The organism is Streptomyces sp. NRRL F-5123, assembly GCF_000721495.1.
Classification (GTDB): Bacteria; Actinomycetota; Actinomycetes; order Streptomycetales; family Streptomycetaceae; genus Actinacidiphila.
This window is the reverse complement of sequence record NZ_JOHY01000216.1, coordinates 1-279: the sequence shown is the minus strand read 5'-3', so window position 1 is coordinate 279 and position 279 is coordinate 1. Positions and strand designations below refer to the sequence as shown.

General features: G+C 64.2%; 1 protein-coding gene. It reads left to right on the top strand.

Annotated elements, in window-relative coordinates; all coding sequences use genetic code 11:
• The coding region (locus tag IH54_RS0138995; protein ID WP_031526431.1) for an ABC transporter permease subunit at positions 1–279 on the top strand (279 nt) is incomplete at both ends.

Below are 279 nucleotides of genomic sequence, written 5' to 3'. Positions count from 1 at the left end.
GAGGAAGCCGCCGCGATCGACGGCACCAGCCGGCTCGGCTTCTTCGCCCGCATGGTCATCCCGCTGTCACTGCCCGGCGTCGTGACCGTCGCGATCCTCGCGTTCATCGGCAGCTGGAACAACTACGTCCTGCCGCTCTACATCCTCAACTCGACCGCCAACTACACCCTGCCGCTCGGTGTCCAGGCCTTCTCCTCGCAATACTCCACCGACACCGCGAAAGTCCTCGCCTTCACGTCCCTGGCGATGCTCCCCGCGCTGATATTCTTCGCGATCTTC